Here is a 24448-nt window from a genome sequence, read left to right as displayed (position 1 = left end):
GAGCACCATGGCGAATCCTGAAAAGGCTGCCGCGGTTGCAGAGTTGAAGACGCTGTTCTCCAACTCGCACGCTGCTGTCCTGACGGAGTACCGCGGGCTCACCGTGGCTCAGCTGAAGACGCTGCGTCGCTCTCTCGGTGAGAACGCCGAATACGCCGTGGTGAAGAACACGCTCACCGCCATCGCGGCGCGCGAATCCGGGATCGACGCGTTCGAGGGCCAGCTCATCGGCCCCTCGGCCATCGCGTTCGTCTCCGGTGACGCCGTCGAGGCAGCCAAGAGCCTGCGTGACTTCGCCAAGGACAACCCCCAGCTGGTCGTCAAGGGCGGTTACCTGGACGGCGTCGCGATGGACGAGACCGAGATCGAGAAGCTCGCGGACCTCGAGTCCCGCGAGGTCCTGCTCGCCAAGGTCGCCGGTGCCGCCAAGGCATCACTGTCCAAGGCTGCCGCGCTGTTCCAGGCCCCGCTGTCCAAGACCGTCCGCACCGCGGACGCGCTGCGGGCCAAGCTGGACGAACAGGGCGAGAACGCCGCCTGATTCCCTCGGGGATCCACCGGGCCCCGGGTTCACCCCCGGGAAAGCGCCCGTGTTCTTCTCACCACGCACACCTCGCCGGGGCCACCAGCGCCGGCACCACGTACAAGTAAGGAGCCAATACCATGGCTAAGCTGACCACCGAAGAACTCATCGAGGCCTTCAAGGAACTGTCCCTCATCGAGCTCTCCGAGTTCGTGAAGGCGTTCGAGGAGACCTTCGACGTCACCGCTGCCGCCCCCGTGGCCGTGGCCGGTGCCGCTCCCGCCGCCGGTGACGCCGGTGCCGCCGAGGAGGAGAAGACCGAGTTCGACGTCATCCTCGAGTCCGCCGGTGACAAGAAGATCCAGGTCATCAAGGAGGTCCGCGGGCTGACCTCGCTGGGCCTGAAGGAAGCCAAGGACCTCGTGGACTCCGCTCCCAAGGCCGTGCTGGAAGGCGCCACCAAGGAAGCCGCTGACAAGGCCAAGGAGTCCCTCGAGGGCGCCGGCGCCACCGTCACCGTCAAGTGATTCCCGGCGCCCCAGGCGCCACCCGCGCAGCGTGAGCGTCCTCGGACGCCACCTCGCACCACTCCAGAACCCCGCACCGCACGGTGCGGGGTTCTGTCGTGCCCGGGGGCGCCCGTCGCGGTGGCGCCCGTCCTCGGTGTGATGTGCGAAACTGGCCCTGACCATCTGGCCGCCACGGTGCGGCGGGAGAGCATGGCGGGTCGGGGGCTGGGAGGTCCGCGGCGGCGCCATCGCCGAAGGAGCAAACCCTCCCCGGGAACCTCTCAGGCACCCGTACCGCCGCCCCAGGCCACTCTGGAGAGTCCGTGACCCGCGTGGTCGCGGACGCCGTCGGGGCAGGTCGGCGTGCGCGCAGTACCGCGCGTCGGCGAAAACTCTCAGGTTGTGGAACAGAGCGGGGAGGACACGCAGGGCCACCGTGCCCACGAGCAGCCCAGGAGACTTTGCATGTCCTTCCTGTCACGCCACATCGGTCCGGACGCCGATGACCTCGCCACCATGCTCCGCGCCGTGGGCGCGGAGGACCTCGACCAGCTGATCGACCGCGCCGTTCCGGAGAGCATCCGCTTCCGGGACACGCTGGCCCTTCCGGAGCCCCTCGACGAGCCGGAGGCCCTGGCCGCCCTGCGCCGGGTCGCCGCGCGCAACACCGTGATGCGCCAGCTGATCGGACAGGGCTACCACGAGACGGTCACGCCCGCCGCGATCCGCCGCAACATCCTGGAGAACCCGGGCTTCTACACCTCCTACACCCCGTACCAGCCGGAGATCTCCCAGGGCCGCCTGGAGCTGCTGCTCACGTTCCAGAACGCGGTGATCGACCTCACCGGCATGGACGTGGCCAACGCCTCCCTGCTGGACGAGTCCTCGGCCGTGGCCGAGGCGGTGCTGATGATGCGCCGCGCCAACCGCCGTTCCAAGAGCACGCGGGTGCTCGTGGACTCCCGTTCCCTGCCGCAGACCCTGGCCGTCCTCACGGGCCGCACCCGGGCCGCGGGGATCGAGCTGGTCACGGCGGACCTGGGCGATCCCCAGGAGGTCGCCCGCGCGCTGGCGGACGGCGAGTACTTCGGCGTGGTCGTCGCGCAGATCGGCGCGGACGGGGACGTCCTGGACACCACCGCCGTCGTCGACGCCGCGCACGAGGCCGGCGCCCTCGTCACCGTGAGCACGGACCTGCTGGCCCTGACCATGCTGCGCAGCCCCGGGGAGACCGGAGCGGACATCGCCGTCGGCTCCGCCCAGCGATTCGGCGTGCCCCTGTTCTTCGGCGGTCCCCACGCGGCGTTCATGGCGTCCCGCAAGGGCACCGAGCGTTCGCTGCCCGGCCGCATCGTGGGCGTCTCCACGGATTCCTCGGGTGCCCCGGCCTACCGCCTCGCGCTGCAGACCCGCGAGCAGCACATCCGACGCGAGAAGGCCACCTCCAACATCTGCACCGCCCAGGCGCTGCTGGCCATCGTGGCCGCCGCGTACGCAGTGCACCACGGCCCGGACGCCCTGCGCGCCCTCGCGCTGCGGCTGCACGGCCTCGCCGCGAGCCTGGCCGCCGGGCTGCGGGCGCGGGGGGTCGACGTCGTCCACGACCGCTTCTTCGACACCGTCACCTTCTCGGTACCCGGGCGCGCGGACGGCGTGGTCGCCGCCGCCGCGGACCGCGGGATCAACCTGCGCCGCGTGGACCAGGACACCGTGGGTGCGAGCTTCGGCGAGCCCCACACCGAGCGCGACGTCGAGGACGTCCTGACCGCGGTCTCCGAGGCCTGCGGCGCGGCCGACGCCGCCGCGACCGAGGACGTCTCGACCTACGACCTTCCGGCCAAGTGGCTGCGCACGGACGAGTACATGACCCACCCGGTGTTCCACACGCACCGCTCCGAGACCTCACTGATGCGCTGGCTGCGCGAGCTCTCGGACAAGGACCTGGCCCTGGATCGCACCATGATCCCGCTGGGCTCGTGCACCATGAAGCTCAACGCCGCCGCGGAGATGGAGCCCATCTCGTGGCCCGAGTTCGCGAGCATCCACCCGCTCGCCCCCGAGGACCAGACCAGGGGCTGGAGCGAGCTGATCGACCAGCTGCAGTCCTGGCTCGCGGAGATCACCGGCTACGCGGCGGTCTCCGTGCAGCCGAACGCCGGCTCCCAGGGCGAGCTTGCGGGGCTGCTCGCCATCCGCCGCTACCAGGTGGACCGCGGCGAGCACCAGCGCAAGACCATCCTGATCCCGTCCTCCGCGCACGGCACGAACGCGGCCTCTGCGGTGCTCGCAGACCTGAAGGTCGTGGTGGTGGCCACGGCGGCGGACGGCACGATCGACCAGGGGGACCTCGCGGCCAAGATCGAGTCCGTGGGGGACGAGCTCGCGGGCATCATGGTCACCTACCCCTCCACCCACGGCGTGTACGACACGGACATCACGCAGGTGTGCGCGGCGGTGCACGACGCCGGCGGTCAGGTCTACGTGGACGGCGCCAACCTGAACGCGCTGATGGGCCTCGCGCGCCCCGGGCGCTTCGGCGGGGACGTCTCCCATCTGAACCTGCACAAGACGTTCTGCATCCCCCACGGCGGCGGCGGACCCGGAGTGGGCCCCGTGGCCGTGGCCGAGCACCTGGTGCCCTATCTCCCCGGCAACCCGGCGGACGCGGACCTGGACGAGCGCGGTGCAGGCTTCCCCGTGGCCGAGGCACCCCACGGTTCGGCGGGCGTGCTGCCCATCACCTGGATGTACATCGCCATGACCGGGGCGCAGGGGCTCACCGAGTCCTCGCGCACCGCCGTGCTGGGCGCCAACTACATCTCACGGCAGCTCTCGGACGTCTTCCCCACCCTCTACACCGGGGACGGCGGGTTCGTGGCCCACGAGTGCATCCTGGACCTGCGTCCCATGACCAAGGCCTCGGGCGTCACCGCCGAGGACGTCTGCAAGCGGCTCGTCGACTTCGGCTTCCACGCCCCCACCCTGGCGTTCCCGGTGGCGGGCACGCTCATGGTGGAGCCCACCGAGTCGGAGGGCCTCGCGGAGCTGGACCGTTTCATCACGGCTATGCGCACCATCCACGCGGAGATGCAGCAGATCGCGGACGGGGAGATCGCCCTCGAGGACTCCGCAGTCCGCCACGCCCCGCACACCGCTCAGGTGCTCACGGCGGACGAGTGGGAGCGCGCCTACCCGCGCTCGCAGGCCGCCTACCCGGTCCCGTCCCTGCGCCGGGTCAAGTACTGGCCTCCGGTGGGCCGCGTGGACAACGCCGCCGGTGACCGCAACCTCGTGTGCGAGTGCCCGCCCATCGAGGCCTTCGACGCCGCCTACAGCGCGGCAGCGGAACAGGAGAAGTGATGAGCGAGCGGCACACCGCACTGCATGAGGCCCACGAGGAGCTGGGGGCCAGGTTCACCGACTTCGGCGGCTGGTCGATGCCCGTGCGCTACGCGAGCGACACCGCCGAGCACCACGCCGTGCGCCGCGGGGCCGGGATCTTCGACCTCTCCCACATGGGGGAGGTGGAGGTCACCGGTCCCCAGACGGGGGAGTTCCTGGACCACGCGCTCGTGGGGGTGCTCTCGGGCGTCGGGTCCGGCCGGGCCAAGTACTCCCTGATCGTGGACGAGCAGGGCAGGATCCTGGACGACCTGATCACCTACCGGCTGGGGGAGGAGCGGTACCTCGTGGTGCCGAACGCCGGGAACCAGGAGACCGTGGTGCGGGCTCTGCAGGAGCGCGCCGAGGGATTCGACGTCGTCGTCACTGACCGCGGTCCAGGGACCTCGCTGATCGCGGTCCAGGGCCCGCGCGCCCTGGAGGTGCTCGAGGCCACCGAGCTGACCCCCGCACAGGGCGTCGCTGCGCTGAAGTACTACGCGTGCGTCCCGGCCGAGTGTGCGGGGGTGCCTGTGCTCGCCGCCCGTACCGGGTACACCGGTGAGGACGGCTTCGAGCTCTACTGCGACAACGAGCACGCCCCGCAGCTGTGGAGCGCGCTGCTGGCCACCGCGGAGCGGCTGGGCACCGAGGACGCCCCCATCGGTCCCGCGGGTCTCGCCGCGCGGGACTCCCTGCGGCTCGAGGCGGGGATGCCCCTCTACGGCCACGAGCTCTCCACGGAGATCTCCCCGGTGGAGGCCGGGCTCGGCAAGCTCGTGGAGGTTGCTCTGCGGAAGAAGGGCGAGGCGGGCACCGTCACGGTGGGCGGGGACGCGCTCACCGCCATGCTCGAGACCACACCTCAGCGCACCCTGATTGGGCTGCAGGGCCTAGGACGCAAGCCCGTGCGCGCCGGCTACACCGTGGTGGTGGGGGAGCGCACCGTGGGCGAGGTCACCAGCGGACTGCCTTCGCCTACCCTCGGCAGGCCGGTGGCCATGGCGCTGGTTGCCACCGACGCGCTCGAGGAGATCGCGGCCGGAACAGTGGGCGTCGTGGACGTCCGCGGCCGGGCGGTGGACGTGGAGCAGACCCCGCTGCCGTTCTACAAGCGGGGCTGAGCGCAGGGAACGGACCCCCAGGGGTGTGCCAGGAGCGGGTCTGCCGGGAGTAGCCTTCCTGTAGACCCGCTGTCACGTGCCGGCCCGTCCGGGGCTGGCCTGCGGGCCGCGGAGAACATCCGTGCGTCGTCGCGGACGCAGGGAGAAGGAGAACGCCGTGTTCGTACGAGACGTCGCCCCAGGGATCCACATGATCCAGAACCACCACGTCAACTGCTACCTGCTGGAGGACTCCAGCGGTCTGACACTCGTGGACGCGGGGCTGCCGCGCGTCTGGAACGAGCTCGGCCACGCGGTGCGCGAGCTCGGGCGCTCACCGCAGCAGATCAGGGCCCTCGTCCTCACCCATGCGCACTTCGACCACGTGGGTGTCGCCGCCAGACTCGTGGAGCGGCTCGGCGTCCCCGTGTTTGCCCACCAGAGGGAGCGCCACCTCGCGGCGCACCCCTACAGCTACGCGCACGAGAGCCCCACGGCTCTGTACCCACTGAGGCACCCCCGGGCCATTCCGGTGCTGGTGTCGATGCTCGCCGGGGGAGCAGCGGGTGTGAAGGGAGTGACCGTCACCCGGTCCCTCGCCGTGGGCCAGACGGTTCCCGTTCCAGGCAGTCCACGGGTCGTCCTCACCGCGGGCCACACCTACGGGCACTGCGCCCTGCACGTCCCCGACGCGGACGCCGTGCTCTCCGGGGACGCGCTGGTGACCCTCGACCCCTACACCGGGCTCACCGGGCCCCGGGTCGTGGCCGGCGCGGCCACCGCAGATGCGCAGATGGCTCTCACGTCCCTGGACGCGATCGCGGCCACCCGGGCCACGGTCGTGCTGCCCGGACACGGCGACCCCTGGCGCCTCGGGGCGCAGCGCGCGGCGTACCAGGCCCGCGCCAACGGCGTCGCCTGAGCGGCGGCCGGGCATCTTACGGCCCGGGCGGGCATTCGTCCAGCACGGGTGTGGACAACACGCCGGGAGTGCCCTAAGCTAGTACTTTGCGTTGTCCCTTATGCATGCGTGCCTTCATATAGCGGTGGGCGCCGCAGGGGCGGTTGTCGACAGTCCTCGTCACCGGCCCCTTTTTCTCTCCCCGGGAACCTCGCGTATTCACTGCATGTCTGTGGAAGGATCACATCTTGGTCGCCTCGAGCACCGATACGAACGTCTCCGCCAACCACCCCACGAGCGACAACATTCCTCGCCGGGTCTCCTTCGCGAAGATCCACGAACCACTGGACGTCCCCAACCTGCTCGCGCTGCAGACCGACAGCTTCGACCGCCTGGTGGGCAACGAGCGCTGGCAGGCCCGCGTGGTCGAGGCCCAGGAAACCGGTGACACCAGCGTGTCCACCACGTCCGGGCTCTCGGACATCTTCGAGGAGATCTCCCCGATCGAGGACTTCCAGGGCACCATGTCCCTCTCGTTCTCGGAGCCGGAGTTCTACGACCCGAAGTACACCACGGACGAGTGCAAGGACCGTGACGCCACCTACTCGGCGCCGCTGTACGTCAAGGCCGAGTTCATGAACAACAACACGGGCGAGATCAAGCAGCAGACCGTGTTCATGGGGGACTTCCCGCTCATGACCGACAAGGGCACGTTCGTGATCAACGGGTCCGAACGCGTCGTCGTCTCCCAGCTGGTCCGTTCCCCCGGCGCCTACTTCGAGAAGGGCCAGGACCGCACGTCCGACAAGGACATCTACTCCGCCAAGATCATCCCCTCCCGCGGGGCGTGGTTCGAGCTCGAGATCGACAAGCGCGACCAGGTGGGCGTGCGTCTGGACCGCAAGCGCAAGCAGTCCGTGACCGTGCTGCTCAAGGCGCTGGGCTGGACCGAGGCCAAGATCCTCGAGGAGTTCGGCGAGTTCGACTCGATCCGCGCGACCCTCGAGAAGGACGCCACCGAGACCCGCGAGGAGGCGCTGCTCGACATCTACCGCAAGCTGCGTCCGGGGGAGCCGCCCACGGTTGACGCCGCCCAGTCCCTGCTGGACAACATGTACTTCAACCCGAAGCGCTACGACCTCGCCAAGGTGGGCCGCTACAAGCTCAACCGCAAGCTCGGTCTCGACAAGCCCTTCACGGACGCGGACGCCTCCGTGCTGTCCCTCGACGACATCGTCGCCATGATCCGCTACCTCGTGACCCTGCACGACGGCCGCTCCACCATGCCCGGAACGCGCGACGGCGAGGCCCGCGAGATCCATGTGGACGTCGACGACATCGACCACTTCGGCAACCGCCGTATCCGCGCCGTGGGCGAGCTGATCGAGAACCAGATCCGCACCGGGCTCTCCCGCATGGAGCGAGTGGTGCGCGAGCGCATGACCACGCAGGACGTCGAGGCGATCACCCCGCAGACCCTGATCAACATCCGCCCCGTGGTGGCCGCGATCAAGGAGTTCTTCGGGACCTCCCAGCTCTCGCAGTTCATGGACCAGAACAACCCGCTCGCGGGCCTGACCCACAAGCGCCGCCTGTCCGCGCTGGGCCCCGGCGGGCTCTCGCGCGACCGCGCGGGCATGGAGGTCCGTGACGTCCACCCGTCGCACTACGGCCGCATGTGCCCGATCGAGACCCCTGAGGGCTCGAACATCGGTCTGATCGGCTCGCTCGCCACGTACGCGCGGATCAACCCGTTCGGGTTCATCGAGACCCCGTACCGCAAGGTCGTGGACGGCACCGTCACTGACGACGTCGTCTACCTCACTGCGGACGACGAGCGCGGGCTCACGATCGCGCAGGCCAACGCACCGCTGACCGAGGACGGCCACTTCGCTGAGGACGCCGTGCTCTCGCGCGCCTCCGACGGCTCCGGTGAGGCCGTGCTGGTGGCCCCCGAGGACATCGAGTTCATGGACGTCTCCCCGCGCCAGATGGTGTCGGTGGCCACGGCCCTGATCCCGTACCTCGAGCACGACGACGCCAACCGTGCCCTCATGGGCGCGAACATGCAGCGCCAGGCCGTGCCGTTGCTCACGTCCGAGGCCCCGCTCGTGGGCACCGGCATGGAGCGCTACTCGGCGCTGGACGCCGGGGACTCGGTGCTCGCCACCAAGCCGGGCGTGGTCGAGGAGGTCTCCGCTGACCTCGTGACCGTGCTCAACGACGACGGCACCACCAAGCTCTACCCGATCAACAAGTTCGTGCGCTCGAACCCGGGCAACACGTACAACCAGCGCGTGATCGTCTCCGAGGGCCAGCGCGTGGAGCCCCGCACGGTCATCGCGGACGGTCCCTCGACCGACCACGGCGAGCTGGCACTGGGCAAGAACCTGCTGATCGCGTACATGTCCTGGGAGGGCCTCAACTACGAGGACGCCATCATCCTCTCCCAGCGCATGGTCTCCGAGGACGTCCTGACGTCCATCCACATCGAGGAGCACGAGATCGACGCCCGCGACACCAAGCTCGGTGCCGAGGAGATCACGCGTGACATCCCGAACGTGTCGGAGGAGGTGCTCTCCGCACTGGACGAGCGCGGCATCATCCACATCGGTGCCGAGGTCCAGGCCGGCGACATCCTCGTGGGCAAGGTGACCCCGAAGGGCGAGACGGAGCTGACCCCGGAGGAGCGGCTGCTGCGCGCGATCTTCGGCGAGAAGTCCCGCGAGGTCCGCGACACCTCCCTGAAGGTGCCCCACGGCGAGTCCGGCACGGTCATCGGCGTGCGCGTCTTCGACCGCGAGGACGAGGACGACGACCTCCCGGCCGGCGTCAACCAGGTGGTCCGCGTCTACGTGGCGCAGAAGCGCAAGATCACGGACGGCGACAAGCTCGCCGGACGCCACGGCAACAAGGGCGTCATCTCCAAGATTCTGCCCATCGAGGACATGCCGTTCATGGAGGACGGCACCCCGGTGGACGTCATCCTCAACCCGCTGGGTGTCCCCGGCCGCATGAACCTCGGCCAGGTGCTCGAGGTCCACACCGGCTGGCTCGCCAAGCAGGGCTGGAACATCGAGGGCGACCCCGAGTGGCTGAAGGGTCTGAGCAACTTCCCGAAGAGCACCGGCCCCACCAACGTGGCCACCCCGGTGTTCGACGGCGCCCGCGAGGACGAGATCTTCGACCTGCTGGACCACACCAACCCCACGCGTGACGGTCAGCGCCTGATCGGGCGCTCCGGCAAGGCGAAGCTGTACGACGGCCGCTCCGGCCAGCCGTTCCCGGACCCGGTGTCCGTGGGCTACCAGTACATCTTGAAGCTCCACCACCTCGTGGACGACAAGATCCACGCCCGCTCCACCGGTCCGTACTCCATGATCACCCAGCAGCCGCTGGGCGGTAAGGCGCAGTTCGGTGGTCAGCGCTTCGGTGAGATGGAGGTGTGGGCGCTCGAGGCGTACGGCGCCGCCTACACCCTGCAGGAGCTGCTCACCGTCAAGTCCGACGACGTCCACGGCCGCGTGAAGGTGTACGAGGCCATCGTCAAGGGCGAGAACATCCCCGAACCGGGTGTGCCCGAGTCCTTCAAGGTGCTCATCAAGGAGATGCAGTCGCTGTGCCTGAACGTGGAGGTCCTCTCCGCGGACGGCAACACCGTGGAAATGCGTGATTCCGAGGACGACAGCTTCCGGGCTGCCGACGAGCTCGGCATCGACCTCTCCCACTCCGAGCCCAGCTCGGTCGAAGAGGTCTGAGAACCCGCTCGTCCATAGCACAGCTCGTCACACTTCAGGATTTTTAGAAAGAGGGACAGGACCTTATGTCCAACGATTCTTCACTGGGTCTCATGCAGATCGGCCTGGCCACCGCGGATCAGATCCGCGGCTGGTCCTATGGCGAGGTCAAGAAGCCGGAAACCATCAACTACCGCACGCTCAAGCCCGAGAAGGACGGCTTGTTCTGCGAGAAGATCTTCGGTCCCACCCGGGACTGGGAGTGCTACTGCGGCAAGTACAAGCGCGTGCGCTACAAGGGCATCATCTGTGAACGCTGCGGCGTGGAGGTCACTCGCGCCAAGGTGCGCCGTGAGCGCATGGGCCACATCGAGCTCGCCGCTCCCGTGACCCACATCTGGTACTTCAAGGGCGTCCCCTCGCGTTTGGGCTACCTGCTGGACCTCGCGCCGAAGGACCTCGAGAAGGTCATCTACTTCGCCGCGTACATGATCACCTCCGTGGACGAGCAGGCCCGCCACGACGACCTGCCCAACCTGCAGGCCGCGATCGACCGTGAGAAGAAGCAGCTGGAGGACACCCGGGACGCGGACATCAACGCGATCGCCCGCGACCTCGAGAACGATCTCGCGCGCGTCGAGGAGGAGGGCGGCAAGGCTGCCGAGAAGCGCAAGCTGCGCGACTCGGCGGACCGCCAGATGGCCAACGTGCGCAAGCGCGCGGACCGCGAGATCGACTACCTGGAGAAGGTCTGGGACCGCTTCAAGAACCTCAAGGTCAACGACCTCGAGGGTGACGAGGCCCTGTACCGCCAGATGGTGGACCGCTACGGCATGTACTTCGAGGGCTCCATGGGCGCCGAGTCCATCAAGAAGCGCCTCGAGAGCTTCGACCTCGAGGCCGAGGCCGAGTCGCTGCGCGAGACCATCGCCACGGGCAAGGGCCAGCGCAAGACCCGCGCCCTGAAGCGCCTGAAGGTGGTCAACGCTTTCCTGACCACGGACAACTCGCCGCTGGGCATGGTCCTGGACGCCGTGCCGGTGATCCCGCCGGAGCTGCGTCCCATGGTGCAGCTGGACGGTGGCCGCTTCGCGACCTCCGATCTCAACGACCTCTACCGTCGTGTGATCAACCGCAACAACCGCCTCAAGCGGCTGCTGGACCTCGGTGCCCCCGAGATCATCGTGAACAACGAGAAGCGCATGCTGCAGGAGGCCGTGGACTCCCTGTTCGACAACGGCCGCCGCGGCCGCCCTGTCACGGGTCCCGGCAACCGTGCGCTGAAGTCGTTGTCCGACATGCTCAAGGGCAAGCAGGGCCGCTTCCGTCAGAACCTGCTCGGCAAGCGCGTGGACTACTCCGGTCGTTCCGTGATCGTGGTGGGCCCGCAGCTGAAGCTGCACCAGTGCGGTCTGCCCAAGCAGATGGCCCTGGAGCTGTTCAAGCCGTTCGTGATGAAGCGCCTGGTGGACCTGAACCACGCGCAGAACATCAAGTCCGCCAAGCGCATGGTCGAGCGCTACCGTCCCCAGGTGTGGGACGTGCTGGAAGAGGTCATCACCGAGCACCCGGTGCTGCTCAACCGCGCCCCCACCCTGCACCGTCTGGGCATCCAGGCGTTCGAGCCGCAGCTTGTGGAGGGCAAGGCCATCCAGCTGCACCCGCTCGTGTGCGGCGCGTTCAACGCTGACTTCGACGGCGACCAGATGGCCGTCCACCTGCCGCTCTCCCCGGAGGCGCAGGCGGAGGCCCGCGTGCTGATGCTGTCCTCGAACAACATCCTCAAGCCGTCGGACGGCAAGCCGATCGCCCTGCCGTCGCAGGACATGATCATCGGTCTGTACCACCTCACCACCGTGCGTGAGGGCTGGGCCGGGGAGGGCAACAGCTACTCCTCGGTGGCCGAGGCGATCATGGCCAACGACTCCGGCGAGCTGCACCTGAACGCCAAGTGCAAGATCGAGCTCGAGGACTTCGTGCCGTACACCGGCTGGGAAGGTCCCGAGGGCTGGGAGCCGGGTCAGCCCGCCGTCGTGGAGACCACGCTCGGGCGTGTGCTCTTCAACGAGACGCTGCCCGAGGACTACCCGTGGGACGAGAACGTCGCGGACAAGAAGCACCTTTCCGCTCTCGTGAACGACCTCGCGGAGCGCTACCCGATGACACGCGTGGCCAAGACGCTGGACAACCTCAAGGACGCCGGCTTCCACTGGGCCTCGCGCTCCGGGGTCACCGTGGCGATCTCGGACATCGCGACGCCGCCGGAGAAGCCCGCCATCATGGAGGGCTACGAGGCACAGGCTGCGCGCATCCAGGGCCAGTACGACAAGGGCCTGATCGACGACGACGAGCGCCGATCGGAGCTCATCGACATCTGGTCCAAGGCCACGGACGAGGTCGCGCAGGCCATGCGGGACAACCTCACGCCCACCAACACCATCAACCGCATGGTGTCCTCCGGTGCGCGAGGCAACTGGATGCAGGTCCGTCAGATTGCCGGCATCCGCGGTCTCGTGGCGAACCCGAAGGGTGAGATCATGCCCCGCCCGATCAAGTCCTCCTACCGGGAGGGTCTGTCGGTGCTGGAGTACTTCATCGCCACCCACGGTGCCCGCAAGGGTCTCGCGGACACGGCGCTGCGTACCGCCAACTCGGGCTACCTGACCCGGCGTCTGGTGGACGTGTCGCAGGACGTGATCGTGCGCGAGTCGGACTGCCAGACCGTTCGAGGCCTGGTCCTGCCGCTCGCGGACGTGACGGACACCGGTGTGCGCACCCTGCACGAGGACATCGAGAACACGGTGCACGGCCGCGTGCTCGCCTCGGCTGTGGCGGACGAGAACGGCGAGGTGCTGGCCGAGGCTGGTGCCGACATGTCGGACGCCATGATCAGCACCCTGTACAACGCGGGTGTGGACGAGGTGCGCGTGCGCTCCGTGCTCACGTGCGAGTCCGCGGTGGGCGTGTGCGCCGCGTGCTACGGCCGGTCGCTGGCCACCAACCAGCTGGTGGACATCGGCGAGGCCGTGGGCATCGTTGCCGCGCAGTCCATTGGCGAGCCCGGCACCCAGCTGACGATGCGCACCTTCCACACCGGTGGTGTGGCGTCCTCGGACGGTGACATCACGCAGGGTCTGCCCCGTATCCAGGAGCTCTTCGAGGCCCGCACCCCCAAGGGTGTGGCCCCGATCTCCGAGGTGGCCGGCCGGATCCGCATCGAGGACACGGACAAGTCCCTGAAGATCGTCGTGGTACCGGACAACGGTGACGAGGAGTTCGCCTACCCGGTGCTGCGTCGTGCCAAGCTGCTCGTGGCGGACGGCGACCACGTCGACGTCGGCCAGCAGCTCGTGACCGGCGCGGTGGATCCGAAGGAGGTGCTGCGCATCCGCGGTCCCCGCGAGGCGCAGAAGCACCTGGTGGACGAGGTCCAGGGCGTATACCGTTCGCAGGGCGTGGGCATCCACGACAAGCACGTGGAGGTCATCGTGCGGCAGATGCTGCGCCGCGTGACCATTATCGAGTCCGGCGACACTGCGCTGCTGCCGGGTGAGCTGGTGGACAATGTGCGCTTCCTCGAGGCCAACCGCGGTGCGGTGGCCGAGAGCAAGCGTCCCGCCGCCGGGCGTCCGGAGCTCATGGGCATCACCAAGGCCTCGCTCGCCACGGACTCGTGGCTGTCCGCCGCATCCTTCCAGGAGACCACGCGTGTGCTTACGCAGGCCGCCATGGAGGGCAAGTCGGACCCGCTGCTGGGTCTGAAGGAGAACGTGATCATCGGCAAGCTAATCCCCGCCGGTACCGGTCTCGAGCGGTACAACAGCGTGGACGTGGAGCCCACGGAGGAGGCCAGGGCCTCGATGTTCACGGATCCGTCCGCGTTCTCGGACTTCAGCTACGCGGAGGAGAACTCCGGCGGGCTGGGTTCCGAGTTCCAGGCGATCCCCCTGGACGACTACGACTTCGGCGGCAACTGAGCCGGGTCACCCGCGTGAGCCGCCCCGCGGGGCGGCGGCGCGACGTCGCCCTCCGGTGACGTGATTGACAGCGCCCGGGTGGGCCCCCGAGAGGGGGCCACCCGGGCTTCTTCGTGCCCACCGCTCCTAGACTGGGCGCAGCGCGGCCCGCGGGACGCGCACCGTGGGAAAGGGAGGGTGGCCGTGGCGAACTCGGCGTCCGGGGAGTCGCTCATCGAGCGCTTCGACCGTGTCCTCAGCGCCTTCGGTCCCGCGCGGCCCGAGCTGGGCTTCCGGGAGATCTGCCGCGCCACGGGGCTGCCGCCGTCCACCGCCCACCGGATCTTGGGGGACATGAAGCGCACGGGGTGGCTGGAGGTCGGGTCCGCGCAGACCTACCGGGTGGGCACGCGCCTGTGGGAGCTGGCCTCACGCTCCGCCTCGGCGGAGAGCCTTGCCGCGGCGGCCATCCCGTTCATGTCGGACGTCCATGCCGTGCTGCGCCAGCACGTGCACGTGGGTGTGGTGGAGGGCCGGGACGTGCTGTTCGCGGAGCGGATCGCCGCGAGCGGGTCCACGGTTCCGCTGCGCTCGATCGTGGCGGGGCGGCTGCCGCTGCACCGCTCGGCCACCGGGCTGGCACTGCTGTCCCAGTGCTCCGCCGAGGTCGTCGCGCAGTACCACCGCGCGGTCTCGGTGCCCGACGCCGCCGGGGACCCTGCCGCGCTCACGGCCACTGCGGAGCGCTTTGCCGCGGATCTGGCCGTCTTCGCGCGGCGCGGGTACGCGGTCCAGCGCGAGCGCATCGACCAGGGGACCGGGGGAGTGGCCGTGCCCCTGAAGGTTCCGGCCGGACAGCGCGGCGCGGCGCTTGGAACCGTGCTCCCGCTGGCGGAGATGCGGGACGCGGACCTCCCGGCCATCGTGCAAACGCTTCGGGTTGCGGGGCACGGCATCTCCCGCGCGCTCGGAGCCCTCTGACAACACCATCCGGTTGTTCTCCGGGCCCCAGGCGTGCCCGCGGCAGCCACGGACCGGGGCGGGCGTCGTCGTCGCGGCCGCCTCGTGCACGGAGCGGGCACGGTCGCCGCGCGAGTCCGCCAGACGGGGCGGCGGAAGACCCGCCGGGCCAAGGGCTCGGCAGCACAGGGGACAACATCCCGTTCAACGGGACAGATGTGATGCGCGCCATGGCCCGCCGCCATAATGGGAGCCGGACGTGCGCTAGGAGGACACATGCTCGAGGAGCGAACGGTCGTCAAGGCTGACGTCGCGATCGTGGGGGCGGGCCCTGCCGGCCTGATGCTCTCGCACCTGCTGTCGCGTGCGGGCATCGACACCGTGGTGGTAGAGACGCGCTCCCGCGAGGAGATCGCTCGAACCCACCGGGCGGGCATCCTGGAGGCGGGCACGGTGGCCATGCTCACGGACTCCGGTGTGGCCGGCCGGGTGCTCAGTCACGGCCACGAGCACGAGGGTACGGTGCTGCGCTTCAACGGCGAGAGTCGGCGCATCGACTTCCGGGAGCTGGTGGGGGAGTCCGTGTGGCTGTACCCGCAGAACGAGGTGTTCACGGACCTGGCCGCCGCGCGCGAGCGGGACGGCGGCGTCGTCCACTGGGAGGTCTCGGGCACCCGGGTGGACGAGCTGACCACGGAGCACCCCACCGTGCGGTGCACCACCGCGGACGGCGAGGACCTCGAGATCCGCGCCCGGCTGCTCGTGGGGGCTGACGGTTCGCGGGGCGTGTGCAGACGGCAGATCCCCCAGGACGTGCGCACGGACAACTTCACCGAGTACCCGTTCGCGTGGTTCGGGATTCTGTGCGAGGCGCCGCCGTCGGCCCCCGAGCTGGTCTACGCCACATCGCCCCGCGGCTTCGCCCTGATCTCCCAGCGCAGCGACACCGTGCAGCGAATGTACTTCCAGTGCCCTCCGGACACGGACGCGGCCGAGTGGGACGACGAGCGGATCTGGGACGAGCTGCAGGCCCGGGTGGACGGCCCGGACGGGCTCACTCTGAAGCGGGGGCCGATCTTCGACAAGACGGTCCTGCCGTTCCGCTCCTACGTGTGCGAGCCCCTGCGGTACGGGAACATGTTCCTGGTGGGGGACGCCGGGCACACCGTGCCTCCCACGGGCGCCAAGGGGCTGAACCTCGCGTTCTGCGACGTCCGCGTGCTGGCCCCGGCGGTCGTTGACTTCTTCGAGACCGGCGACGACGCCGGACTGGTCGGCTACTCGGCCCAGGCGCTGGAGCGGATCTGGAAGGCGCAGAACTTCTCCTACTGGGTCACGAACCTCATGCACACCGCACCGGACGAGAACCCCTTCGCCGCGAAGCGCCGTCGTGGCGAGTTCGAGGCGCTGACCGGATCGGTCCACGGGTCGGCGTACTTCGCGGAGTCCTACACGGGCTGGCAGGACCGGACCTGACGACACACGACGCCCACCCCGCCACCCACCCGAGGAGATGACCATGACCGTCGAGAACGACGACACGTTCGAGCCCCTGTACGCCAAAGGCGCCGACGACGCCAAGGACACCCAGGCGCAGCTCATCGACGAGATGGCGCGGATCAGCACGCAGCACGAGGCCTCCGGGACGGTCGAGAACCAGCCCCGCCTGGACTACGCACCGTACCGCAGCTCGATCCTGCGCCACCCCACCAAGGACCCGCGCCACACGGACCCGGAGACCATCGAGCTCCACGCCCCGGCCTTCGGCCAGCGGGACGTCCACTCCCTGGAGTCGGACCTGACCATCCAGGACGGCGGGGAGCCCATCGGCGAGCGGATCCGAATCTCGGGGCGCATCGTGGACGGCAGCGGCCGCCCGGTGCGCAACCAGCTCGTGGAGATCTGGCAGGCCAACGCGGCGGGGCGCTACATCCACAAGCGGGACCAGCACCCGGCGCCCATCGACCCGAACTTCACGGGCGTGGGCCGCTGCCTCACGGGCGACGACGGCTCGTACTCGTTCGTGACGATCAAGCCCGGGCCGTACCCGTGGAAGAACCACCTCAACGCGTGGCGCCCGGCGCACGTGCACTTCTCCCTGTTCGGCACGGACTTCACGCAGCGGATGATCACCCAGATGTACTTCCCTGGGGATCCGCTCTTCGCCCTGGACCCCATCTACCAGTCCATCGTGGATCCGAAGGCCCGCGACCGGCTCGTGGCCACCTACGACCACGACCTCTCCGAGCACGAGTGGCTGCTCGGCTACCGCTGGGACATCGTCCTGAGCGGTTCGAACCGCACCTGGACGGAGGACGACAGCAATGACTGAGAACACCGAGCGCCTGGTGCCCACACCCGGCCAGACCATCGGTCCCTTCTACGGCTACGCGCTGCCCTACGAGGGCGGGGAGTTCCTGGTGCCGCTGTCGCACCCGAACGCCGTGCGCCTACAGGGCACCGTGTACGACGGCCACGGCGCCACGATCCCGGACGCGATGCTCGAGATCTGGCAGGCGGACGAGAACGGCAGGGTCTCGAAGGAGCCCGGGTCCCTCAAACGGGACGGCTACACGTTCACCGGTTTCGGCCGGGTGGCCGTGGACAACGCGGGCCACTACGACTTCACAACGGTGAATCCCGGACCCACCGAGGCCGGCAAGGCGCCGTTCATCCTCATGACGGTGTTCGGGCGGGGCCTGCTCAACCGGCTGTTCACGCGGATCTACCTCCCCGAGGACACCGAGGCGCTCGGGAACGACCCCCTGCTGAGCTCCCTGTCCGAGGAGGAGCGCTCCACGCTGATCGCCCAGCGGCTCGAAGACGGCTCGCTGCGCTTCGACGTGCACCTGCAGGGCGAGCACGAGACCGTGTTCCTGTCCTACCGGGGGCTGGAGTGATCGAGGCGGGTCTGCTGCTGCCGGGAGCGCACCGGGCCGCGGCCCTGGCGGACGACCGTGCCGTGGCCCGCGCGATCCTCCGGGTGGAGGACGCGTGGGTCACGGCGCAGTCCAGGGTGGGCCTCGTCCCCGCCGTTGCAGCCGAGGCCGCTCACGCCGCGGTGGACCGGGTGCCGCTCGACGAGGCCGCGCTCACAGACCTGGCTGTGGCCTCCGAGGGTGGTGGCAACCCAGTGATCCCACTGCTGGCGGCCTACCGCCGTGCGGTCGAGGAGGAGCACGGCCGCCCCCTGGGCGCGGTGCACGCCGGTCTGACGAGCCAGGACGTGATGGACACGGCCCTGGCGCTCGTGGTCGAGGACGTGCGCAGGATGCTCCTGGAGGGGCTTGACCGCACAGGGGACGCCCTCGTGCGCCTCGTGGTGCGCCATGGGGGCACGGTCATGGTCGGGCGCACCCTGACCCAGCACGCCCTGCCGGTCTCCTTCGGACTCAAGGCCGCGTCGTGGCTCGCGGGTGTGGACGACGCCGCGGACGACGTCGCCGCGCGCGCCCACCTGCCCGTCTCCTTCGGCGGGGCGGCCGGGTCGCTCGCGGCCACCGTGGCCCGCTGCGCCCACCCCGGGGACACCGAGGAGCGCACGTGGCAGCGGGTGAAGGAGCTCCTCGGGTACTGGGCCGAGGAGCTTGGACTCCGGCTGCCCGACGGTGTGTGGCACACCAACCGCGTGCCGGTGCTGCGGGTCGCGGGGAGTCTCGCGGAGACCACCGCCGCGCTGGCCAGGATGGCGAACGACGTCTTGACGATGTCCCGCCCAGAGGTCGGTGAAGTGAGAGAGCCCGCCGCAGAGGGCCGGGGCGTGTCCTCGGCCATGCCGCAGAAGCAGAACCCCGTGCTGAGTGTGCTCCTCAAGCGCACGGGCATCGCAGCGACGGCACTGCTGGCCCAGGTGGCGGCGGGAGCGAGTGCCGCGGACGACGAGCGGCCGGACGGCGGCTGGCACGCCGAGTGGCCGGCGCTGCGCGAGCTCGCGGTGCTGACGGCCGCGGCGTCGTCGCACGCGGCGGAGCTGGCCGCGGGGCTCACCGTCCGCGAGGAGCGCATGGCCCGCAACCTGGCGGACGCTGGAACGGGCGTGATGGCCGAACGGCTGAACACCGCGCTGGCCCCCGTGCTGGGGGAGCGGGACGGGCGCAGCGCCAAGCAGCGCATCCAGGCCGCCGTGCGCGCCGAGCCACAGGACCCGGAGGTGCTCGCCGCCGCGCTCGCGGCGGAGGTGCGGGCGGGGGAGGACGTTGAGCTGCCCGAGGGGGTGGCCGCCTCCGAACTGACCGGTTGGATCCGCAGTCTGCTGGACCCGCGAGGATACCTGGGGGTGGCTCCGCAACTGTGCGAGCGTGCAGCCGCCCGGCACGACGAGAGGAAGAGACGATGACCGTTCCCGAATTGGGGCTCGTGGAGTTCACGCGCCTGCAAGACCTCCCCACAGACGCACCGCTCGTGGTGCTTGGGCCCGCGCTGGGAACCTCCGTGACGAACCTGTACGCCCCGCTCGTCCCCCTGCTCTCGGGCCGCTTCCATGTGGTCGGCTGGGACCTTCCCGGCCACGGCGTGAGCGCACCGGCGCAGGAGTTCACGGTTGCCGACCTCGCCGAGGGCGTGGCTCGCGCGGTCACGCAGCGCGTGGGGCCGGGAGCGTGGCACGCGATGGGGACATCGATCGGCGGGGCCGTGGTGCAGCAGCAGCTTGCCGCGGGCTCCTCCCACTTGGCGTCCGCCACGCTCGTCGCCACGGCCAACTACTTCCCGGACCCGGCCTCCTGGCGCGAGCGCGCCGAACTCGTGGCGAGTGCCGGGACTCCCACCCAGGTGGTCACGTGCGCGAAGGCCTGGTTCGAGGCTGACTTCCTGGCGCGGCACTCCGAGCTCTGCACGCCCCTGCTGCACGACCTCCAGGGCGCCGACCGCGTCAGCTACGCCGCCGCGTGCCGAGCGCTCGCGGACTACGACCTGCGCGGGGTGACGGCCCCCGCCGCCGTGCCGTGCGCCGTCGTCACCGGTACCGAGGACGCCATGGTGGGGCCCGACGTCGCCCGGCCACTCGCGCAGGCGCTGCGGGCTCGCTGCGAGATCGTCGACGGCGCCGCCCACCTCGTGCCCCTCGCAGCGCCGGAGCTGCTCGAGCGGCTCCTCACGGATCTGATCGCCGCCGCGCGCTGACGCGCCGCACTCTCCCGCCCGCGCAATGACGCGCGGCACTACGAAGCCGCACTATGACCCCGCACTCCGACCCGGCAGGCGCCGGTGCGCCGTACCCCCGCGCACCGACTCGCCGCCCGTCCATCGACAGCAGAGCAGAGGACAGCATGAACCGACACCCCGAACGCACCGAGGCGCAGGCCCACGACGAGGGCATGACCGTGCGCCGCGAGGTCCTCACGGACGAGCACGTGGACCGTGCGGAGGCAGGCAAGACGGAGTTCACGGAGGATTTCCAGGACTTCATCTCGCGCTACGCGTGGGGCGAGATCTGGACCCGCCCGGGGCTCGACCGGCGGATGCGCAGCGCGTGCGTGCTCACGGCGCTGATCGCCGGGGCGCATTGGGAGGAGTTCGAGATGCACGTCAAGGCGGCCCTTCGCAACGGGCTGAGCACGGTGGAGATCAAGGAGGTCGTCATGCAGTCCGCGATCTACCTCTCCGTCCCCTCGGCCAACAACGCGTTCAAGCACGCCCAGAAGGCACTGTCCGAGGTGCGGGACTGAGACGTGTTCGCCATGTGAACAAGTGTTCACATGGCGAACACCCCGGCATAGCCTGGTGAAAGCAGCCGGGTGTGCTGTACCAGGCACCGCGCACCCACACCCCGCCGGCCCCGACCGGTCGAACTCCCACGGTGAGGATTCCCATGAACCAGGCCTACGTGTACGACGCCGTCCGGACCCCGTTCGGCAAGCTCGGCGGCGCGCTGTCGGGGCACCGCCCGGACGATCTTGCGGCGCTCGTGGTGCGCACCCTCGTGGAACGCGCTCCCGCCCTGGACCCGGCGGCGATCGACGAGGTCTACCTGGGCAACGCGAACGGCGCGGGGGAGGAGAACCGCAACGTGGCCCGCATGGCCACCCTGCTCGCGGGTCTGCCCGTGAGTCTCCCCGGCTCCACGGTCAACAGGCTGTGTGGCTCGTCCCTGGACGCCGCCATGATCGCCTCCCGCCAGATCGAGGTGGGGGAGGGGGACGTGCTGCTCGTGGGCGGCGTCGAGTCGATGTCCCGTGCCCCGTGGGTGCTGCCCAAGACGGACCGCCCGTTCCCGATGCAGAACCTGGAGCTTGCCAACACGACGCTGGGCTGGCGACTCGTGAACCCCGAGATGCCGGACGAGTGGACCGTCTCACTCGGTGAGGCCACGGAGCAGCTGCGCGAGAAGCACGGCATCACCCGCGAGGAGCAGGATGAGTTCGCCGCGCGCTCCCACAGGCTGGCCGCGAAGGCCTGGGACGAGGGAAGATACGACGACCTCACGGTCCGCGTGGCACCCACCGGCAGGAAGGGCGTGGAGCTCACGCGGGACGAGACCATCCGCCCCGACTCCACGCCGGAGACCCTGGGGCAGCTGCGCACGGTGTTCCGCACCGGCGAGAACGCCACCGTCACGGCGGGCAACTCCTCGCCCATGAACGACGGTGCGTCCGCGGTATGGCTCGGCAGCGAGCGCGGCGCCGAGCTGCTCGGCCGCCAGCCCCTCGCCCGGATCGCGGGCCGCGGCGCCGCGGCCAACGAGCCCCAGTTCTTCGGGGAGGCGCCGGTGCGCGCCGCGGAGACTGCCCTGCGGCGAGCCGGGATCACCTGGGACGACGTTGCCGCGGTCGAGCTCAACGAGGCGTTCGCCGCGCAGTCGCTCGCCTGTCTGCGGCAGTGGGGTGTGGACCAGGAGATCGTCAACGCGTGGGGCGGTGCGATCGCGCTGGGCCACCCGCTGGGCGCCTCCGGCACCCGCGTGCTCGGCACCCTCGCGCGACGGCTGCAGGAGTCCGGGCGGCGCTGGGGAGTCGCAAGCCTGTGCATCGGCGTGGGGCAGGGCCTCGCGGTGGTGCTCGAGAATCAGGACGCCCGGGGCTGAGGCCCCGGTTCGACAGACGGAGGGACAGAGACCGTGCTCACCATTGCAGAGACCGCCGCGGCGGCCGTGGCACCCGTCCACGACGGCGCGTGCGTGATGATCGGCGGCTTCGGTGTCGCAGGACAGCCCGTGGAGCTCATCGACGCACTGATCGACAACGGGGCAACGGACCTGACCGTGGTCAGCAACAACGCCGGAAACGGGGACGTGGGGCTGGCCACCCTGATCCAGCTCGGGCGGGTGCGCAAGATCATCTGCTCCTTCCCCCGCCAGTCGGACTCGTGGCACTTCGACGAGAAGTATCGGGCCGGACAGATCGAGCTGGAGGTCGTCCCGCAGGGCAACCTCGCCGAGCGCATCCGGGCGGCGGGGGCGGGGATCGGGGCGTTCTTCACACCCACCGGCTACGGCACGCCCCTGGCGGAGGGCAAGGAGGTGCGGAAGCTGGACGGCCGTCACCAGGTGCTCGAGTACTCGATCCACGCGGACTTCTCCCTGACCAAGGCGCTGCGAGCGGACCGGGTCGGCAACCTGGTCTACCGCAAGACCGCGCGCAACTTCGGCCCCGTCATGGCAGCGGCGGCCACGCACTCGATCGTGCAGGTGGACGAGGTCGTGGAGCGCGGCGCGCTCGACCCGGAGGCCGTCGTGACGCCCGGGATCTACGTGGACACGGTGGTCCGCGTGGACCACCCCCGGCAGCAGGATTCTCGAGAGGAAGGTGCGGCATGAGCGTCCCGCAGAGCAGCGACCACCCGTTGTCCCCCGAGGAGCTCGCGGAGGTCGTCGCGCGGGACATCCCCGCCGGTGCCTACGTCAACCTGGGGATCGGTCAGCCCACGCTGGTGTCCAACTACCTGGGCCCGGAGGACGACGTCACCCTGCACACCGAGAACGGCATGCTCGGGATGGGCGGCGAGGCCCACGGGGACGAGGTGGACCCGGACCTCATCAACGCCGGCAAGATCCCCGTGGTGGAGACCGAGGGCTGCTCGTACTTCCACCACGCGGACTCCTTCGCCATGATGCGCGGCGGGCACCTGGACTGCTGCGTGCTGGGCGCGTTCCAGGTGGACCGCCACGGCAACCTGGCCAACTGGCACACGGGCAAGCCGGATGCGATCCCCGCCGTGGGAGGGGCCATGGACCTCGCCACCGGCGCCAAGCAGACGTTCGTGATGATGACCCTGAAGTCCAAGAACGGACAGTCCAAGCTCGTGGAGCGGTGCACCATGCCGCTCACGGGGGTGGGTTGCGTGTCCCGCGTCTACACGGACCTCGGGGTCTTCGTGGTCGAGGGCGGCCGGATCGTGGTGCGCGAGACGTTCGGCGTGGGCTACGACGAGCTCGTCGAGCAGCTGGACGTGACGCTCACCCCTGGGCGGTGACCGTCCCGACCAGTGGCAGTGCCGCCGGGGTGCCGAGGAGGACAGCCGTGACCACGAACGACGACGCCCGGACCGTTCCCGGGGACGGTTTCGTGCAGTCCCTGGCGCGCGGGCTGACGGTGATCGCGGCCTTCGACGCCGAGCACCCCGTCATGAGCTTCACGGAGGTCGCCCGCCGCACGGATCTCACCCGGGCGACGGCCCGCCGGTTCCTGCTCACGCTGGAGACACTCGGCTACGTGCGCAGCGACGGCCGCGGCTTCGAGCTGACCCCCAAGGTGCTCGGGCTCGGCCACGCGTACCTCAGCGCACTGTCGCTGCCCCAGCTCGCGCAGCCCCACCTGCGGGCGCTGTCTGCGGAGCTGGGGGAGTCGACGTCCCTGTCCGTGCTCGACGGGTCGGACATCGTCTACGTGGCCAGGGTCGCCACGAAGAGCATCATGAGCGTGAGCATCGCCGTGGGCACACGGCTGCCCGCATACGCCACCTCCATGGGCCGAGTGCTGCTCGCGGGCCTGCCGCCGCGGGAGCTGATGGCGCGGCTGGAGGCGGTCGAACCGCGACCGCTCACCGAGCGCACCCTCACGGACCGGGAGCAGCTGGGCGCGCAGATCGCAGCGGTGCGCCGCGCCGGCTGGGCGGTCGTGGACCAGGAGCTCGAGCTGGGCCTGCGCTCCGTGGCCGTTCCGGTCACGGACGCGCAGGGCACGGTGGTCGCCGCGGTGAACGCGTCCATGCGCGTGAGTCTGGGCACCGGCGACGTCGAGTCCCTCGACGAGCGCGTGGTCCCCGCGCTGCAGCGCTGCGCGCGGGCGCTCTCCGCGGATGTCGCGATCTCGGGACACACCGGTTTCCTCTCCAGCGGGGGAAGCTGATACGATAGGCCAGAATTGCTCGATTCCGGGCGATCTGCAATGAGATGGCACTTTGGACCCTGTCCACTGGTACGCACCTTGTACCTAGATGCCA

The 24448-nt window shown here is 69.9% G+C and carries 18 protein-coding genes and 1 riboswitch; all 18 genes read left to right on the top strand.

Going from position 1 to position 24448, the window contains the following annotated elements; all coding sequences use genetic code 11:
• The first annotated feature begins 7 nt into the window (after positions 1 to 7).
• The 18 genes from rplJ to FS770_RS03310 all read left to right on the top strand — a co-directional run bounded on the left by rplJ (position 8) and on the right by FS770_RS03310 (position 24354).
• A complete protein-coding gene (gene rplJ, locus FS770_RS03395; RefSeq protein ID WP_055085305.1) occupies positions 8 to 541 on the top strand; it encodes a 50S ribosomal protein L10 in 534 nt (177 codons plus the stop codon).
• Between the two features lie 122 nt (positions 542 to 663).
• Complete coding sequence (gene rplL / locus FS770_RS03390) at positions 664 to 1050, top strand: 50S ribosomal protein L7/L12 (RefSeq protein WP_068468040.1); 387 nt, start codon at positions 664 to 666, stop codon at positions 1048 to 1050.
• 173 nt (positions 1051 to 1223) lie between these two features.
• Positions 1224 to 1339, top strand: a riboswitch (glycine riboswitch).
• 158 nt (positions 1340 to 1497) lie between these two features.
• Positions 1498 to 4392 (top strand): aminomethyl-transferring glycine dehydrogenase, encoded by a 2895-nt coding sequence (gene gcvP, locus FS770_RS03385; RefSeq protein WP_145009878.1) that lies wholly within the window; start codon positions 1498 to 1500, stop codon positions 4390 to 4392.
• The gene (gcvT, locus tag FS770_RS03380) at positions 4392 to 5537 is read left to right on the top strand and encodes a glycine cleavage system aminomethyltransferase GcvT (protein ID WP_145009875.1); all 1146 of its coding nucleotides are present in this window, start codon (positions 4392 to 4394) and stop codon (positions 5535 to 5537) included. The genes gcvP and gcvT overlap by 1 nt, the downstream gene beginning before the upstream one ends.
• Before the next feature lie 157 nt (positions 5538 to 5694).
• The gene (locus tag FS770_RS03375; protein WP_094394944.1) at positions 5695 to 6438 is read left to right on the top strand and encodes an MBL fold metallo-hydrolase; all 744 of its coding nucleotides are present in this window, start codon (positions 5695 to 5697) and stop codon (positions 6436 to 6438) included.
• A 227-nt stretch (positions 6439 to 6665) separates the two neighbouring features.
• Positions 6666 to 10175 carry a DNA-directed RNA polymerase subunit beta gene (gene rpoB / locus FS770_RS03370; RefSeq protein ID WP_094394943.1) on the top strand — a complete coding sequence of 1170 codons (3510 nt, stop codon included), beginning with the start codon at positions 6666 to 6668 and terminating at the stop codon, positions 10173 to 10175.
• Between the two features lie 65 nt (positions 10176 to 10240).
• Positions 10241 to 14131, top strand: a complete 3891-nt coding sequence (locus FS770_RS03365) for a DNA-directed RNA polymerase subunit beta' (RefSeq protein ID WP_145009872.1) — start codon at positions 10241 to 10243, stop codon at positions 14129 to 14131.
• A 183-nt stretch (positions 14132 to 14314) separates the two neighbouring features.
• Entirely contained in the window at positions 14315 to 15091 is a 777-nt protein-coding gene (locus FS770_RS03360) for an IclR family transcriptional regulator (protein ID WP_186366672.1), read from the top strand.
• Between the two features lie 255 nt (positions 15092 to 15346).
• Entirely contained in the window at positions 15347 to 16546 is a 1200-nt protein-coding gene (locus tag FS770_RS03355) for a 4-hydroxybenzoate 3-monooxygenase (RefSeq protein WP_145009867.1), read from the top strand.
• A 43-nt stretch (positions 16547 to 16589) separates the two neighbouring features.
• A complete protein-coding gene (gene pcaH / locus FS770_RS03350; RefSeq protein WP_186366671.1) occupies positions 16590 to 17402 on the top strand; it encodes a protocatechuate 3,4-dioxygenase subunit beta in 813 nt (270 codons plus the stop codon).
• Positions 17395 to 17970: a protocatechuate 3,4-dioxygenase subunit alpha gene (gene pcaG, locus FS770_RS03345; RefSeq protein ID WP_145009864.1), complete on the top strand. Its 576-nt coding sequence runs from the start codon at positions 17395 to 17397 to the stop codon at positions 17968 to 17970. Before pcaH ends, pcaG begins: the two co-directional genes overlap by 8 nt.
• The gene (locus FS770_RS03340) at positions 17967 to 19406 is read left to right on the top strand and encodes a lyase family protein (protein WP_145009860.1); all 1440 of its coding nucleotides are present in this window, start codon (positions 17967 to 17969) and stop codon (positions 19404 to 19406) included. The genes pcaG and FS770_RS03340 overlap by 4 nt, the downstream gene beginning before the upstream one ends.
• A complete protein-coding gene (locus tag FS770_RS03335) occupies positions 19403 to 20191 on the top strand; it encodes an alpha/beta fold hydrolase (protein ID WP_145009857.1) in 789 nt (262 codons plus the stop codon). Before FS770_RS03340 ends, FS770_RS03335 begins: the two co-directional genes overlap by 4 nt.
• A gap of 146 nt (positions 20192 to 20337) precedes the next feature.
• Positions 20338 to 20736 (top strand): carboxymuconolactone decarboxylase family protein, encoded by a 399-nt coding sequence (locus FS770_RS03330; RefSeq protein WP_144941765.1) that lies wholly within the window; start codon positions 20338 to 20340, stop codon positions 20734 to 20736.
• A 143-nt stretch (positions 20737 to 20879) separates the two neighbouring features.
• Complete coding sequence (locus tag FS770_RS03325) at positions 20880 to 22091, top strand: thiolase family protein (RefSeq protein WP_144941767.1); 1212 nt, start codon at positions 20880 to 20882, stop codon at positions 22089 to 22091.
• Positions 22092 to 22124: 33 nt separating this feature from the next.
• Positions 22125 to 22823: a 3-oxoacid CoA-transferase subunit A gene (locus tag FS770_RS03320; RefSeq protein ID WP_145009854.1), complete on the top strand. Its 699-nt coding sequence runs from the start codon at positions 22125 to 22127 to the stop codon at positions 22821 to 22823.
• The gene (locus FS770_RS03315; protein ID WP_144941771.1) at positions 22820 to 23479 is read left to right on the top strand and encodes a 3-oxoacid CoA-transferase subunit B; all 660 of its coding nucleotides are present in this window, start codon (positions 22820 to 22822) and stop codon (positions 23477 to 23479) included. The genes FS770_RS03320 and FS770_RS03315 overlap by 4 nt, the downstream gene beginning before the upstream one ends.
• Positions 23480 to 23526: 47 nt before the next feature.
• Positions 23527 to 24354, top strand: a complete 828-nt coding sequence (locus tag FS770_RS03310) for an IclR family transcriptional regulator domain-containing protein (RefSeq protein ID WP_144941773.1) — start codon at positions 23527 to 23529, stop codon at positions 24352 to 24354.
• The last annotated feature ends 94 nt before the right edge of the window (positions 24355 to 24448 follow it).

The organism is Kocuria salsicia (assembly GCF_007681555.1).
Classification (GTDB): Bacteria; Actinomycetota; Actinomycetes; order Actinomycetales; family Micrococcaceae; genus Kocuria; species Kocuria salsicia.
This window is presented reverse-complemented; position numbering and strand designations above follow the sequence as displayed.

Excerpts from the sequence above, each read along its gene's own strand:
- rplJ (WP_055085305.1), top strand. The coding sequence starts at position 8 with ATGGCGAATCCTGAAAAGGCTGCCGCGGTTGCAGAGTTGAAGACGCTG.
- rplL (WP_068468040.1), top strand. The coding sequence starts at position 664 with ATGGCTAAGCTGACCACCGAAGAACTCATCGAGGCCTTCAAGGAACTG.
- gcvP (WP_145009878.1), top strand. The coding sequence starts at position 1,498 with ATGTCCTTCCTGTCACGCCACATCGGTCCGGACGCCGATGACCTCGCC.
- gcvT (WP_145009875.1), top strand. The coding sequence starts at position 4,392 with ATGAGCGAGCGGCACACCGCACTGCATGAGGCCCACGAGGAGCTGGGG.
- FS770_RS03365 (WP_145009872.1), top strand. The coding sequence starts at position 10,241 with ATGTCCAACGATTCTTCACTGGGTCTCATGCAGATCGGCCTGGCCACC.
- FS770_RS03355 (WP_145009867.1), top strand. The coding sequence starts at position 15,347 with ATGCTCGAGGAGCGAACGGTCGTCAAGGCTGACGTCGCGATCGTGGGG.
- pcaH (WP_186366671.1), top strand. The coding sequence starts at position 16,590 with ATGACCGTCGAGAACGACGACACGTTCGAGCCCCTGTACGCCAAAGGC.
- pcaG (WP_145009864.1), top strand. The coding sequence starts at position 17,395 with ATGACTGAGAACACCGAGCGCCTGGTGCCCACACCCGGCCAGACCATC.
- FS770_RS03335 (WP_145009857.1), top strand. The coding sequence starts at position 19,403 with ATGACCGTTCCCGAATTGGGGCTCGTGGAGTTCACGCGCCTGCAAGAC.
- FS770_RS03330 (WP_144941765.1), top strand. The coding sequence starts at position 20,338 with ATGAACCGACACCCCGAACGCACCGAGGCGCAGGCCCACGACGAGGGC.
- FS770_RS03325 (WP_144941767.1), top strand. The coding sequence starts at position 20,880 with ATGAACCAGGCCTACGTGTACGACGCCGTCCGGACCCCGTTCGGCAAG.
- FS770_RS03315 (WP_144941771.1), top strand. The coding sequence starts at position 22,820 with ATGAGCGTCCCGCAGAGCAGCGACCACCCGTTGTCCCCCGAGGAGCTC.